This is a genomic window from Nocardia iowensis, from assembly GCF_019222765.1.
Classification (GTDB): domain Bacteria; phylum Actinomycetota; class Actinomycetes; order Mycobacteriales; family Mycobacteriaceae; genus Nocardia; species Nocardia iowensis.
On record NZ_CP078145.1, the window covers coordinates 6,512,296 to 6,525,676 of the forward strand.

The window sequence follows — 13,381 nt, forward strand, 5'->3', positions numbered from 1 at the left end:
GAAGCCGAGTCGGCCTTGGTGAGTGGCTGGTTGGTTACACCGGGACGGCGTCCTCGAAGGTCATCGCCAATCGGGCGATGGTCGAGGTCATGATGGCGCGTCGGGGTAGGCGCAGTGATCTCAGTTCGTCGGCGATGGGGTGGTCGCCGAGGGTGAGCGTGGCGCCGCCAGGGCGGGCGCGCATGCCGGACGGCTCCATGCGCCATGGCGTGCATCGAGTGACGCCGTCGATGTGCGAGTACGCGTCGAACGAGGAGGCGGTGTTTCGGCGTTGCGGCGTGGGAATGCCCTGGCGGACAGTCAGATCGATGACGAGCCTGCCGTGTTGGCGCAGTTCGCCATGCCGGGTGCCCGCGTCGTGGCGGACGCTGAAATCGGCGAGTTCCTTGGGGAAACCCCAGATTCCGCGTCCGGCCGCGAGCGTGAAATCACCGTCGACCGGCAGCCGATGGATGAACACCCCCGCCCCGTTCGTCGCCAAGGCGCGAAGGTCGCCGAACCGGACAGCGGGATCGGCGGTGTGGTGCCGGACCATGAACGAGACGCCGAACTCGTTGTACGGGCCCAGGTCACCGTCGACGTACTCGACGAAAACGAGCGAACACATCGCGCGACCACCCGGCAGTCGCATGACGCGCAGCCCGGAGTAGTCGATCACCTGCTGCGCGACGTCGGCGGGCACCAGATAGCTCGCCATGAAGGCGTGCGCGAGCCGGATACGTACCGGCATGCGAACTTCCTGACCGAGAACGGTGTGGGTGCTCACTCGAACGCCTTCCTTCACGCCTCCGCCGGACGTTGCGGAAGCATCTCCGGAGCCCGAAGGGTCGGGCAGCCAATTAGAACTCGTTCTAGATTAGCAGCATAGTTCGACCTAGATTATCCGGATTACCCATGAACACGTACCAGATTCAGAGCGCACCAACGCACCCACCTACCCATGATCAACGGGACATGGCTGCGAAGTTTCGCGAGTAGCGCCACTGTCATGTCCCGCACGCCCCGCAAGCGGCGCCGGTTATCCCTCGGGGACGCCGCGGGGACGGTGTTCGAGGCCGTCGAGGATGCACAGGAGTCCGAAATCGAAGGCCATCGCCCGGGCCACATCGGGATTGGTCGGCGCTACCTCGCGATAGTCCGCCCGCATCTCGGGATAGTCCGCAGCCACCTGGTCCATCAGCTGCACGATGGTGTCCCTGTCCACACCGACGTCGCCGTATGCCTTGGCCCAGGCGATCTCCGGAACCACGACTCCGAGCACGTACGACATCACCGTGCCACTGGCGAGGTAAAGGTCCACACCGCGGAAGCCCGCGCCGACATATGTGCGACGGAGACGGTCGGTGAGCCGCAGTGCGTTCGGACCCATGCTCGGCAACTGACCGATCAGGGCGGCCGCCCACGGGTGGGCGCGGAGCTCGGCCCGGAAGTTGTAGGCGAAGGTCGACAGCACTTCGCGCCACGGCGACTGCTCGGGTTCGGGGACCTCCACCATGCCCCAGAACTCGTCGAGGACACATTCCAGCAATTCGTCCTTGTTGGCGACATACCAGTAGAGGCTGGTGGCGCCCGCGCCGAGTTTCGCGCCGAGCTTGCGCATGCTCAACGACTCGAGACCCTCGGCGTCGAGGAGCTCGACGGCGGCGCCGACGATCTGATCGAGGCGTAACCCCGCCGTCTTCGGCTGACGGGGTTCGCGGGTCCATACCGAGGTGAACTGCTTCGTCACCCGCTAATCCTATATTCACTAGCACACTGTTCGAGTGCATCGTACGCTGTGCGAGTGGAATCGAACGTTGTACGAGACCCCCGTCGTTGGTGGATTCTGGGGGTCCTCTGTCTGTCCTTGCTGGTGCTGATGATCGACGGCACTGTGCTCAATCTCGCTATCCCGTCGCTGATTCGGGAACTGAACGCCACACCGTCGGATGTGCAATGGATCTTGGACGGATACGTCCTGGTCTTCGCCGGACTGCTGCTCACCGCTGGCAGCCTGTCCGACCGGTTCGGCAGGCGGCGGATGCTCATCATCGGCCTTGCCGTCTTCGGCGTGGCCTCGCTGGCCGCGGTGCTCGCCACCGAACCGTGGCAGGTCGTTGCCGCGCGGGTGGCCATGGGTGTCGGCGGATCGTTGCTGATGCCGTCGACCCTGTCGATTCTGATGACCACCTTCGCCGAGGACGAAAGACGCAAGGCGATGGCCGCCTGGTCCACCGTCTCGATGGTCGGCATCGTCGCTGGGCCGACGCTGGGCGGCTTTCTGCTGCAGCACTATTGGTGGGGCTCGGTATTCCTGCTCAACATTCCGGTTGCGGTACTCGCGATCGTCGCGGCGCTCGTGTTGATGCCGGAGTCCACCGGTCAGCAGCGCCCGGTCGACCTGATCGGAGTGCTGCTGTCCATCGTGGCGCTCGTCTCGACGGTCTACGTGATCATCGAGCGCGAGTGGAATATCGGCATGATCGTGCTTGCCGTGGTGACGGCGATCGGCTTCGTCGTGTGGGAGAGCCGGTCGGAGCACCCGATGCTGCCGCTCGCGGTATTCCGCAACCGCGACTTCACCGGCACCGCGTTGACGCTGTTGCTGATGGTGTTCGGTATGGGCGCGGTGATGCTGATGCTCACCCAGTATCTGCAGTTCGTGCTCGGATACGGACCGATGAAAGCCGGTTTGGCGCTGCTGCCCTATGCCGTGGCCGCCGCCGTGTGCAATGGGCTCGGCGCGACATTGGGCAAGAAGCTCAGCAACAAGACGCTCATCGTTTCGGGGCTGCTGGTCATGGGGGCCGCGTTCGCGATTCTCGCCGTCGGCGCCGTCGGCACGGGGTACCTGTGGGTCCTGGTCAGCATGCTGGTGATGGGGATCGGCGGCGGTTTGGCCGGTCCCGCCGCCTACGCCGCCATCATGAGCGCCATTCCGCTCGAGCACGCAGGCGTCGGCTCGGCCATGAACGACACCCTGCAGCAGGTCGGCATGGCCATCAGCATCGCCATCCTCGGCAGCGTGCTCGCCGGTGTATTCACCGAACACATGCCCGCCGACACCCCCGAGGCGGCCCGCGAATCTATCGGCGCCGCCTTCCAACTCGGCTTCGCCGAGCCCGCCAAGGAAGCCTTCACCGCCGCCATGTCAACCGGCTCATGGATCAGCGCGGGCTTCTGTGTCGCGGCCGCGGTACTCGGCCTGACCCTTCTCCGCCGCCGCAGCACACTGGCCGCCGCCCAACCACAGGCAGCCCCGGTGGAGATCGGGTAGTCCGATAAATAAACCTGTCGGCCGCCCCGCCTCGCCTGCTCAGGGGCGGCCGACTCGGTCCAAACTCGCTGCACCATCGACAGATTGCGGCACGTCCGGCCCGGGGATGAGACTCTTCGGAGCCAGCAGACGGCGGTTGATTTGGGTGAAATTGCTGGTCCATCGCCCGCCGATGGTCAGCCACCGGGGCGCGTCAGCTCGCAACAGCAGACGCGATTGCGGCAGGCGAAAGAGGTGCGCCATCGAGCCGACGGACGCGCCATGCGGCGGTAAGCCAGCTTGCAGCAGCACAGGGCGTTGCGGCAGGCGAAACCGCTGCCCTTCGACGCCAAGTGTCAGGCGCGGGGGTGGGCTTGGTCGTGGACTTTTTTGAGGCGTTCGATGGAGACGTGGGTGTAGAGCTGGGTGGTGGCCATGCTGGCGTGGCCTAGGAGTTCTTGGACTACGCGGAGGTCGGCGCCGCCTTCCAGAAGGTGGGTGGCGGCGGTGTGGCGTAGGCCGTGCGGGCCCATGTCGGGGGCGCCGGGGATGGACGAGACTACTTCGTGGACAACGGTTCTGGCTTGGCGTTGATCGAGGCGTTTGCCGCGGCGGCCCAGTAGTAGTGCTCGGCCGGAGTCGACTGTTGCGAAGGCGGCGCGGCCGTACTGGAGCCAATTGCCGATCGCCTCGTCGGCGGGGGTGCCGAAGGGTGCGGAACGTTCCTTGTTTCCCTTACCGAGTACCCGGACCACTCGGCGTTCGCGGTCGACGTCATCAATGTCTAGACCGCATAGCTCACTGACTCGAATTCCGGTGGAGTACAACAGCTCCACGATCAGCCGGTCGCGCAAGGCCATCGGGTCATGCTGTGCGGCACCGGATTCCGCGGCGTCCATGGCGCCGAGTGCCTGCTGGCGGCCGAGTACGGCGGGCAGCACGCGATGCGCCTTGGGTGCGCCGAGCCGCAATCCGGGATCGACAGCCAGCCGTCCGGTCTTGGTGAGCCACGCGGTGAAAGTCCGTGCGGATGAGGCCCGCCGAGCCATGGTGGTGCGCGCCGCCCCCGCCGACGCTTGCTGCGCGAGCCAAGATCGCAGCAGCAGCAGATCCAGTTCGCGCACCGCCGAATCCGCCGACCGGGCGTACAGGTGCGCAAGCAGCGAACGCGCGTCCCCCAGGTACGCGCGCACCGTGTGCGCCGACCGGTTACGCCCGAGCCGCAGATGCCTGCCGTACTCCGCCAGCAGCGCTTCCAAGTCCTCGGGCAACTCATCCATCACACCACCGTCCCGACAGTTGCCCCGCTTGGCAAGCCACCGCGCCGAACCCGCGGAGGCACAGACTGGGCCGAACTCACCGGACAGCATCGCCCGCCATCCGGTCGGCGAACCCGATAGTGGCGGCACCCGCGCATGCACAGGGCGACATCCAGGTCTCCGGCACCCGATACTGGCGTCACGCTGGCGCGCACAGTGCGGTATCCGATTGCCAACATCGGCACCCACATCACACCGGCGCACGCACAGTGCGGTATTCGGTCGCCAACACCCGATATCCGCACCACCTCGGCGCACGCACACAGCACCCGGTCTCCGACACCCGCATCGCTCCGGCACACGGTCCCGGCATCCGACAGTGGCGACACCTTGGGCGCAGTCGTGTCGTGTCTATGACCGTCGCGGGGTTTGCGCCCGGTCATTTGCCCTCCAGATGGCGGCGGGCGGTCGCTTTTCGGTACCAACCACCTTCTCCCACGCCGACGAGTTCCGCGAGCTCGAGGGCGGGCAATGCCGCCCGAACTGCGGGGAGGGGCAGGCCGGATTGCTCGGCCAGTTCGCGGGGGGAGCGGGAGCCGATCGCGGGGAGGGTGGCGTAGACGAGAGATTCGTCGTCGGAGAGGGATTCGTTGGGGTCGGTCGGCGCGGTAGTGGAGCCGGGTAGTGACAACCGGAGTGGGCCCGCTTCGTCGATGATCTCTTCGGCGCGGGTGACCAGGAGTGCTTCGCCTTCGCGGATCATGCGGTGGCAGCCGACGGAGGCGGCCGAGGTGACCGGGCCGGGGACAGCCAAGGCGGGACGGCCGAGGCGGCGAGCCCATTTCACCGTGTTGCGGGCACCGCTCCGCAAGCCCGCCTCGACGACCAAGACACCGTCGGCCAGTGCGGCGACGAGCCGGTTTCGGGCGAGGAATTGGTGTTTGTGCGCCGTGGTTCCCGGCGGATATTCGCTGACCACCAAACCCGTCTCGGCGATCTCGGCCAGAAGCCGATCGTGTTGCGCGGGATACGGACGGTCGACACCGCAGGCGAGGACCGCGATAGTGGGCCCGCCGACGGCCAGTGCCGCGCGATGCGCCATCCCGTCGATCCCGAAGGCGGCACCGGACACGATGGTCCAGCCTTTGGCGGCAAGATCGCCCACGATCTCGCCGGTGACCTGGTTTCCGTACCCGCTGCTGCAGCGCGCGCCGACGACCGCGAGTGCGCGTTCGCTCGACTCCAGCAACGAACGCGGGCCGCGCACCCACAGCACGAGCGGCACGGCACCGTCGCGGTCCCGACTGGGATCGAGTTGGGTGAGGCCGAGGAGGCGCCAAGCGGGCCACTCCGGATCGTCGGGTGTCACAACGCGACCGCCGATTCGCTCCATCAACTCCAGATCCCGTGCGGCCGAATCCGTTTCGCGCCGCTGCTCGGTCGGACCGCGCAGCGACTCCGGCAGCTCGCACTCGCGTACGGCCCGCGCGGCCTCGACCACCCCGACGGACTCGATCAGCGCCGACAAGGCCGCGCACGGCCCCGCCACCACCCGGGACAGGTACACCCACGCCAGCCGCCGCGCATAGGCGTCGATATCGAACGGCGCGGCGTTCACCACCGCGAGCTCGCCGCCATCGAGCACCCTGGAGTCCACGGCCTCGCCGTCACCCAGCGGGATCGATGCCGATCCGCTCGCTGCCTCCTCCACCCCAACGATCCCACCCGTTCTCATTGCGCACCGCGCTGTCGAAAGTTCAACGCCGCCAGCACATCCTGAGCAGTCGGCAGTTCCGCACCACGAAGGTCGGAAATAGTCCACGCGACCCGGATGGCACGGTCGGCGCCGCGGGCGGACAGGCGACCGAGGCGGAGGGCGGTCTCAACCGGCGCGATCGCCTCGTGCGGTAGGCGGAATTGCTGGCGCAGAACGTGCCCGGGCACTTCGGCATTCGTCAGCCACCCGAACTCCTGCCACCGTCGCACCGCCGCCTGCCTGGCCACCGCGACCCGTTCCCGCACCACCGCACTACTTTCGGCCTCATCGGTGCTGAACGCGGCACCCGACTGGCCGCGCATCTGCACCCAGATATCGATGCGATCCATCAGCGGCCCGGACAACTTCCCGAGATAGCGGCGACGTGCGAGCGGCGCGCAGATGCAGTCGACGTCGCGAGCCGGTGCGCACGGACAGGGATTGGCGGCGAGCACGAGTTGAAATCGCGCCGGATACCTCGCTACCCCGTCACGACGGGCGATGCGAACTTCGCCCTCTTCCAACGGAGTTCGCATCGCCTCCAAAACCTTATTACCGATCTCGGCACATTCGTCGAGGAAGAGCACGCCACGGTGGGCCCGGCTCACCGCGCCCGGCCGGGCGGTGCCCGAACCGCCGCCGACCATCGCGGTCACCGATGTCGAATGATGGGGCGCGACGAACGGCGGCATCGTGATCAGCGGATGATCGCCGGACAACGCACCGGCCATCGAGTGGATGGCGGTCACCTCGAGCGATTCGGCCTCCGAAAGCGGTGGCAGCAGACCCGGAAGACGTTGCGCCAGCATAGTTTTCCCGATGCCGGGCGGCCCGGTCAGTAACAAATGGTGCCCACCGGCCGCAGCCACCTCCAACGCCCAGCGCGCTTCGTCCTGCCCGACCACTTCGCTCAGGTCACCGCCCGAACGCACCGGATCGGGCAGCTGCCCGCTGGGTTCCGGCAGCGTGCCTTCACCGCGCAACCAGGCCACCACCATGCGCAGGCTCGCCGCCCCGAAAACCTCTACCCCGTCGACCAATCCGGCTTCGGCCATGGCCGCCTCGGGCACCACCACCGCAGGCCACCCGGCATTCCGCGCCGCGATCACCGCGGGCAGGATGCCACGCACCCGCCGCACCCGTCCGTCCAGTGCGAGTTCACCGAGCAACACCGTCTTCGCGAGACGCTCCGACGGCACGGCCCCCGACGCATCGAGCACGGCGATGGCCAGTGCCAGATCGTAAACACTGCCGATCTTCGGCAACGTCGCAGGCGAGAGAGCCAGGATGACCCGCCCGTCGGGCCACTTCTCCCCCGAGTTCGCCACCGCCGACCGCACCCGGTCCCGCGACTCCTGCAACGCCGTATCCGGCAACCCGACCAGGTGCACCGAGGGCAGGCCCTGCCCGATATCGGCCTCGATCTCGACCAGCAGGCCGTCGACGCCGGTGACCGCGACCGAATGGGCCCGGCCCAGCGCCATCAGAACACCGCCTTCAAATGGTCGATGACCGGCTTGTGTCCGCGGGTCAGCAGCACGGAGACGACATCGAACCGGATGTGCCGCCACGGCCCCTCCTGCTCGGCCAGCCATAGCAGGGCGAGCCGCCGTATGCGCTGGCGTTTGGTGAAGGTGACCGCTTCGGCCGGTATGCCGAATCCGAGCCCCGACCGGGTCTTCACCTCGACGAACGCGGTGACTTCGGCGTCCCGGGCGATCAGGTCCAGTTCACCGTATCTGCATCGCCAGTTTCTGCTGACGATTTCCATCCCGGCGGCCTGCAGGAACTGTGCCGCCAGCTCTTCCCCTTGCGCGCCGAGCGCCTGTTTGTCTGTCACTCGGCCAGCGTGCCCGGCACCGCACGGCGACTTCGGGCGCTGACCTGGGCAAACACAAAACCTGTTGATAACCGGCACCCTGTGGACAACTCACGGTGCTCAGCTACCGGAGGGCACCGGATTGTCGGTATGCCGTGCTACTACTCCGGCAGCCGCAGGTCCGGCTTCTCCAGCTCTTCGATGTTGACGTCCTTGAAGGTGATCACCCGGACGTGCTTGACGAAGCGGGCCGGGCGGTACATGTCCCACACCCAGGCATCGCTCATCCGAACCTCGAAGTACACCTCACCGTCGGCGTTCTGCGGGCGCAGTTCCACGGAGTTGGCCAGGTAGAAGCGGCGCTCGGTCTCCACCACGTACGAGAACTGACCGACGATGTCTTTGTACTCTCGGTACAGCGAGAGCTCCATCTCGGTTTCGTACTTCTCGAGGTCCTCGGCACTCATCGGGTGGGACGTCCTCCTTCTCGCCGCGCTGCGTCGTGTGCTGACATCATCGCGCATGGGTAGCGCCGGTAGCCACTCGGCTATCCGGACGCACGACTTCGAACTCATCGGACAGCATCGCGTCGACCTCGCCCGCGAGCATGGCGTCGGCCTCCTCGGCCGCCGTGGCGACCGGCCGCAGGCCCGCCAGCTCGCGCACCGGGCGCCAGGAGCGCCGGTGCTCGTCGCTGGGGCCGAGGCGACGCAAGGCGGCGATATGGTCGGGCGTGTTGTAGCCCTTGTGGGACGCGAATCCGTAGCCGGGGAACCGCTGGTCCAGCTCGACCATCATCCGGTCCCTGGTGACCTTCGCCAGGATGCTGGCGGCGGCGATGCAGGCCGCGGCCGCGTCACCGCCGATCACCGGCAGCGACGGCACCGGGATGCCCGGCACCCGGAATCCGTCGGTCAGCACGTACCCGGGCGGCTGTCCGAGCCCGGCGACGGCGCGGCGCATGCCCTCGATATTGGCGACATGGATGCCGATCGAATCGATCTCCCAGGCCGGGATGACCACTACTTTCCAGGCCAGCGACAGCCGCGTGATGATCGGATACAGCTCTTCACGGACGGCTTCGGTGAGCTTCTTGGAGTCGTCGAGGCCGGCCAGCTTGTCGTAGGCCTTCGGCGCCAGCAGACAGGCCGCCACCACCAGCGGTCCCGCGCACGGCCCGCGACCGGCCTCATCGACACCGGCGACGGGGCCTAGACCGCTGCGGATCAACGCCGCTTCGAGCGTGCGCAACCCACCCGCCTTGCGCATCACCACGCGCGGCGGCCACCCATTGCTCTGTACCACTCGACCTTGCCCCACCGTCCAATTATGCTGCGGCCGCTGACGATCAGTTCTCTTGGGCGTTCTGCGAACGCACCGGACCGATCCGACTGGGCGGCCAGATCTTGAACACCGCCTTGCCGCGGACGTTGTCCACCGGGACGGTGCCCTGGAGTTCGTCGCTGATGTGCGCGCGCGAATCGGCGGACTCGTTGCGGTTGTCGCCCATCACCCACAGATGCCCTTCGGGCACCTTCACCGGCTTGAACTCGCGTCCGCCGCTGGGACCGTAGGGCTGACCGGGGACGTACGGGAAGATGTAGCGCGCGTACGGCTCGTCCAGCGGTTTGCCGTCGACCAGAACCCGGCCTTGGGTGTCACAGCATTCCACGGTCTGACCGCCGACCGCGATCACCCGCTTCACCAGATCGTTCTCGTCCGGCGGCACCAGACCGAAGAAGGAGAAGAAGTTCTGCACGCCGCGCACGACGGCGTTGTCCGAACGAATCGACTGGTAGTGCGTGTTCCAGGACGGCGGGCCGACGAACACCACCACGTCGCCGGGCTCGGGATCGCCCCAGTAGTAGCTCAGTTTCTGCACGTAGATGCGGTCGCCGGTGCAGCCGGCACAGCCGTGCAGCGTGGTTTCCATCGACTGCGAGGGAATCACGTACGGCCGCCCGACGAAAGTGACCATCAGCGCGGCGATCACCGCCGCGATCACGATGAGGATCGGCAGTTCCTGCCAGAACGGGCGCTGTTTCTTCTCGCTCCGTCGGCGTCCCCGACGTCGCTTGAACCCCTCGTCGTCCGAATCGGACACCGACACCGACCCACTTTCGTCTGCCACGCCGAACAGATTAGCCCGGCAGCCTGAGTCTCGTCCGATGCCGGGCGTTCCGCGTCACACTAATTCGACTGCGGATCATGCGAGCGCACCGGCCCCATCCGCCCCGGCGGCCAGATCTTGAACACCGCTTTGCCACGAACGTTGTCGACAGGAACGGTTCCGTGGAGTTCGTCGCTGGTATGCGCGCGCGAATCCCGCGACTCGTTGCGGTTGTCCCCCATCACCCAGAGATGGCCCGCAGGCACCTTGATCGGAGCGAAGACCCTGCCGCGGGGGTACGCGGCGTTCTGCCCCGCCACCCATGGGTAGTCCTTCTGCACATACGGCTCGTCCAGGGGTTTACCGTCCACCAGGATCCGCCCCTGCGCATCACAGCACTCCACGGTCTGACCGCCGACCGCGATCACTCGCTTCACCAGATCGTTCTCGTCCGGCGGGACCAGGCCGAAGTAGGAGAAGAAGTTCTGCACCCCACGCACGAGGGTATTGCTCGACCGATTCGATCGGTAGGTGTCGTTCCAGGAGGGCGGGCCGACGAATACCACCACGTCGCCCGGCTTCGGATCGCTCCAGTAGTAGCTCAGCTTCTGCACATAGATGCGGTCCCCTGTGCAACCAGTACAACCGTGCAGGGTCGGCTCCATCGACTGCGACGGAATCACATATGGGCGGCCGATGAAATTGACCATCAGCGCGGCGATCACCGCCGCGATCACGATGAGGACGGGCAGCTCCTGCCAGAACGGCCGCTGCTTCTTCGGGCGACGCCCTGCCCCCTCGTCATCCGACATGGTCGGCGACGCACTCTGTTCTGTCACACCGAAAACAGTAGCCCGGCACCGGAACTGAGTTCCGATACCGGGCTACCGGGCGCGCTATCGCGCCGAAAAGCTACTTCAGCGCTTTTCCTTGATCTTGGCGGCCTTGCCACGCAGATCGCGGAGGTAGTACAGCTTGGCGCGGCGGACGTCACCACGGGTGACGACCTCGATGTGGTCGATGTTCGGGGTGTGCACCGGGAAGGTGCGCTCCACGCCGACACCGAACGACACCTTGCGGACCGTGAAGGTCTCGCGGATGCCGCCGCCCTGGCGTCGGATGACGACGCCCTTGAAGACCTGGATGCGCTCCTTCGAGCCTTCGATGACCTTTACGTGCACATTGAGGGTGTCGCCCGGCCGGAAGTCGGGGACGTCGCTGCGCAGCGACTTCTCGTCGACGAAGTCAAGGGTGTTCATTTCCATCCTTATGGGTTCGCGCGAACAGAGGACCCTGGCGGCACGTCACGTGCTCGGCCGGTTCATGCTCCGATTCAAGGGGATGCGCCTGGTCCACGAGCACCCAGGGCAACCTGAGTATTGTGCCAGATCAGCGGGTCGCGGGAAAAATCGGCCCCCTGGATCAGGCCGGAGCCGCCGGTACCGCGAACAGGTGGATGCTGATCGACTCGCCTCTTCCGGCGCGCTCTCCCGTCCATACTGTACCGCTCGAGCAGCGCCGGATACTCCGTCATGAACTCCCCGACCTGGCCGTTTGGTCAAGCATGTGCCGCATCGCCCTGGATGGCTCGAGTCGCGTGGTGTAGGACGCGGGCCAGTCGTTCGTTTTCCGGGCCGTTGAATGCGAAGGCGGCGCGGCGGCGGGTGTAGCCGTAGGCCAGACCGCTGTGCGGGTCGGCGAATCCGTCGGAACCGGCGGCCCCGGTGTGACCGAACGCATTGGCACCGAGGAACGGGTACTGCTGGCCCTTGGCTTCGAAGCCGACCAGGTAGGGCGTCTGATCGCCGCGGACCAGGTCGTGACCGGCGGTCTGGATGGTGGTGAAGGCGGCGAGGGTGTCGGGTTTCAGCAGTGGCGACCTGCCGTCGATTTCGGAAATGGCGGCCGCGTACATCGCCGCCAGGGCACGCGCACTGCCCACCCCGCCCATCGACGCGGGACCGTTGGCGCGCAACTGCGCGTTGTTGGGTAAGGCGAGCACGTCGTCCGGCGTGAATCCGGTGGCGTTGAGGTTGTACGCAATGCCCGGAATGCTTTGCTGACCAGGTGAATTCGCCTCGAACGCAGCCTGCATATCCGGTGTCGCCGACCACGGCAGCACCTTCAGGTACCGATCCTCCAGTGCTGCGGGCAATCCGAGATAGAGATCCAAATCGTATGGGGCCCTTACGTGTTGCTCGAACAGCTCCTGGATCGAACTGCCCAGGAGGCGGCGGACCACCTCGCCGAGGATGGCGAAGGTGACGAATCCGCCGTAACCCTGCAGCACGCCCGGCCGGAAGAAGGGGCGTTGACCGGCGACGCGTTGCGCGATCAACTGGTCGTCGGCGAGTTCGGCGCGGGTGAAGCCGCCGTCGACCCCGATCACGCCGGATTCGTTGGTGAGTACCTGGCGCAGGGTGATCGTGACCTTGCCCGCGTCGGCGAACTCCGGCCAGTAGGCGGCAACGGGGCGGTCCAGGTCGAGCATCCCGTCCTGCACCAGCAGGGCCACGACCAGCGTCGCGGCGCCCTTGGTCGACGAGAGCAGACCAGTCAGCGTATCGCCGGTCACCTGCGCGCCGGCCCAGAGGTCGACCACCGGTCTGCCGTGTACGAAAGCGGCGAGCTGAGACCCGGATTCGCCGTTCTCCGCGGCTACGACCTCGGCGAATTCGGCACGCACCGCCTCGAATCCCGGTGCGACAGTGCCCTGTACTTCGATGATGCTCATGGTTGTTCTCCTTTGCGGGATGTCAGGCGTGCGCTGAACGACGCAGCAAGGTCAGTGGATTGCGCCGACCGGCGGGTGGGCGCAGCCGCCAGGACGCCAGGCTGAGACCGGCGAAGACCAGCGGTGAGATCCAGGTTTTCGGCTCGTCACCGACCGCCATGTGCGACACCGCCGCGCCGCCGTAGACGAAAGTCAGTCCGGCATAGGCCCATTCCTCGGCACGCGGATGGCCGGGCACGACGATCGCGGCCACCGCCGCTGCCTTGGCGACGCCGAGCATCGTCGCGAAATACATCGGATATTCGAGTCGATCGAAAACCTCACGGACATAAGGGATCCGGGCGACATCCCAGTAGGAGCCCACCACCGATTCGGTGAGCACGAGCCCGGTGGCGCCCAAATAGGCGGCGCGCAGCGCTAGGTCCTTGGTGCTGGTGTTCATGATTTCGTCCTTCCGTCGGTGTTGCT

General features: G+C 66.5%; 14 protein-coding genes. 1 reads left to right on the forward strand and 13 read right to left on the reverse strand.

From position 1 onward, the window contains the following. Positions 1–34: 34 nt before the first annotated feature. On the reverse strand, positions 35–766 hold the full coding sequence (locus KV110_RS30055; RefSeq protein WP_218470564.1) for an acetoacetate decarboxylase family protein: 732 nt from the start codon (positions 764–766) through the stop codon (positions 35–37). Positions 767–1,018: 252 nt separating this feature from the next. After that, positions 1,019–1,729 carry a TetR/AcrR family transcriptional regulator gene (locus tag KV110_RS30060; protein WP_218470565.1) on the reverse strand — a complete coding sequence of 237 codons (711 nt, stop codon included), beginning with the start codon at positions 1,727–1,729 and terminating at the stop codon, positions 1,019–1,021. 54 nt (positions 1,730–1,783) lie between these two features. On the opposite strand from KV110_RS30060, the gene KV110_RS30065 reads away from it, so the two are divergent. After that, positions 1,784–3,256, forward strand: coding sequence for an MFS transporter (locus KV110_RS30065; protein ID WP_246634078.1), 1,473 nt, complete (start codon positions 1,784–1,786; stop codon positions 3,254–3,256). 335 nt (positions 3,257–3,591) lie between these two features. Here the strand turns inward: KV110_RS30065 and KV110_RS30070 are convergent, their stop codons facing one another. The 11 genes from KV110_RS30070 to KV110_RS30120 all read right to left on the reverse strand — a co-directional run bounded on the left by KV110_RS30070 (position 3,592) and on the right by KV110_RS30120 (position 13,355). Next, positions 3,592–4,515 (reverse strand): tyrosine recombinase XerC, encoded by a 924-nt coding sequence (locus KV110_RS30070; protein ID WP_218470566.1) that lies wholly within the window; start codon positions 4,513–4,515, stop codon positions 3,592–3,594. Positions 4,516–4,933: 418 nt separating this feature from the next. Then, positions 4,934–6,070 carry a DNA-processing protein DprA gene (gene dprA, locus KV110_RS30075; protein ID WP_393538267.1) on the reverse strand — a complete coding sequence of 379 codons (1,137 nt, stop codon included), beginning with the start codon at positions 6,068–6,070 and terminating at the stop codon, positions 4,934–4,936. 155 nt (positions 6,071–6,225) lie between these two features. Continuing rightward, positions 6,226–7,734 carry a YifB family Mg chelatase-like AAA ATPase gene (locus KV110_RS30080; RefSeq protein ID WP_218470568.1) on the reverse strand — a complete coding sequence of 503 codons (1,509 nt, stop codon included), beginning with the start codon at positions 7,732–7,734 and terminating at the stop codon, positions 6,226–6,228. Then, positions 7,734–8,090 (reverse strand): YraN family protein, encoded by a 357-nt coding sequence (locus KV110_RS30085; RefSeq protein ID WP_218470569.1) that lies wholly within the window; start codon positions 8,088–8,090, stop codon positions 7,734–7,736. Before KV110_RS30085 ends, KV110_RS30080 begins: the two co-directional genes overlap by 1 nt. A gap of 140 nt (positions 8,091–8,230) precedes the next feature. Beyond that, positions 8,231–8,536, reverse strand: coding sequence for a DUF2469 domain-containing protein (locus tag KV110_RS30090; protein ID WP_011210678.1), 306 nt, complete (start codon positions 8,534–8,536; stop codon positions 8,231–8,233). Positions 8,537–8,582: 46 nt separating this feature from the next. After that, entirely contained in the window at positions 8,583–9,374 is a 792-nt protein-coding gene (locus tag KV110_RS30095; protein ID WP_393538264.1) for a ribonuclease HII, read from the reverse strand. 43 nt (positions 9,375–9,417) lie between these two features. Continuing rightward, on the reverse strand, positions 9,418–10,200 hold the full coding sequence (lepB, locus tag KV110_RS30100; protein WP_393538085.1) for a signal peptidase I: 783 nt from the start codon (positions 10,198–10,200) through the stop codon (positions 9,418–9,420). A gap of 59 nt (positions 10,201–10,259) precedes the next feature. Further along, on the reverse strand, positions 10,260–10,991 hold the full coding sequence (gene lepB, locus KV110_RS30105) for a signal peptidase I (RefSeq protein WP_218479086.1): 732 nt from the start codon (positions 10,989–10,991) through the stop codon (positions 10,260–10,262). A 105-nt stretch (positions 10,992–11,096) separates the two neighbouring features. Further along, the gene (rplS, locus tag KV110_RS30110; protein WP_029893064.1) at positions 11,097–11,438 is read right to left on the reverse strand and encodes a 50S ribosomal protein L19; all 342 of its coding nucleotides are present in this window, start codon (positions 11,436–11,438) and stop codon (positions 11,097–11,099) included. Between the two features lie 299 nt (positions 11,439–11,737). Continuing rightward, entirely contained in the window at positions 11,738–12,913 is a 1,176-nt protein-coding gene (locus KV110_RS30115; RefSeq protein ID WP_218470570.1) for a serine hydrolase domain-containing protein, read from the reverse strand. A gap of 22 nt (positions 12,914–12,935) precedes the next feature. Next, positions 12,936–13,355 carry a DoxX family protein gene (locus KV110_RS30120; protein ID WP_218470571.1) on the reverse strand — a complete coding sequence of 140 codons (420 nt, stop codon included), beginning with the start codon at positions 13,353–13,355 and terminating at the stop codon, positions 12,936–12,938. Positions 13,356–13,381: the final 26 nt, after the last annotated feature.

Excerpts from the sequence above, each read along its gene's own strand:
- KV110_RS30120 (WP_218470571.1), bottom strand. The coding sequence starts at position 13,355 with ATGAACACCAGCACCAAGGACCTAGCGCTGCGCGCCGCCTATTTGGGC.
- KV110_RS30115 (WP_218470570.1), bottom strand. The coding sequence starts at position 12,913 with ATGAGCATCATCGAAGTACAGGGCACTGTCGCACCGGGATTCGAGGCG.
- KV110_RS30080 (WP_218470568.1), bottom strand. The coding sequence starts at position 7,734 with ATGGCGCTGGGCCGGGCCCATTCGGTCGCGGTCACCGGCGTCGACGGC.
- KV110_RS30090 (WP_011210678.1), bottom strand. The coding sequence starts at position 8,536 with ATGAGTGCCGAGGACCTCGAGAAGTACGAAACCGAGATGGAGCTCTCG.
- lepB (WP_218479086.1), bottom strand. The coding sequence starts at position 10,991 with ATGTCGGATGACGAGGGGGCAGGGCGTCGCCCGAAGAAGCAGCGGCCG.
- KV110_RS30070 (WP_218470566.1), bottom strand. The coding sequence starts at position 4,515 with ATGGATGAGTTGCCCGAGGACTTGGAAGCGCTGCTGGCGGAGTACGGC.
- rplS (WP_029893064.1), bottom strand. The coding sequence starts at position 11,438 with ATGAACACCCTTGACTTCGTCGACGAGAAGTCGCTGCGCAGCGACGTC.